1 protein-coding gene is annotated in these 261 nt (G+C 63.6%); it reads left to right on the plus strand.

Going from position 1 to position 261, the window contains the following annotated elements; genetic code table 11:
- Positions 1–193, plus strand: a 193-nt coding sequence (locus RMT89_RS43855) for a hypothetical protein (RefSeq protein WP_315889338.1), incomplete at its 5' end; no start/stop codon positions are given.
- Between the last annotated feature and the right edge of the window lie 68 nt (positions 194–261).

The raw sequence follows: 261 nt of genomic DNA on the forward strand, positions 1-261 counted from the left end.
TGTCCGCCTCGATGGTGAGGCTCAAGGCCGCCCCGATGGTGGGGCTCCGATGAGCCTCGGCGACGCGCTGATCTCCGCGATTGGCACATGGGTCGCCGAGGCTCGCTCCGAACCAGCCAGCGCAGACCGGGATCGCCGTGTGGCGAACCTGATCGTGCTTTCCGAAGTAGCCGAGACAAGGCCAGCAGAATGACCGGCAGAGAGTTGGCAGAGTTCTTAGCCGATTGCCTTGGCTTAGATCACACGAGCGTCCGCCAGTAC

It is taken from the genome of Streptomyces sp. P17 (genome assembly GCF_032436805.1).
Classification (GTDB): Bacteria; Actinomycetota; Actinomycetes; order Streptomycetales; family Streptomycetaceae; genus Streptomyces.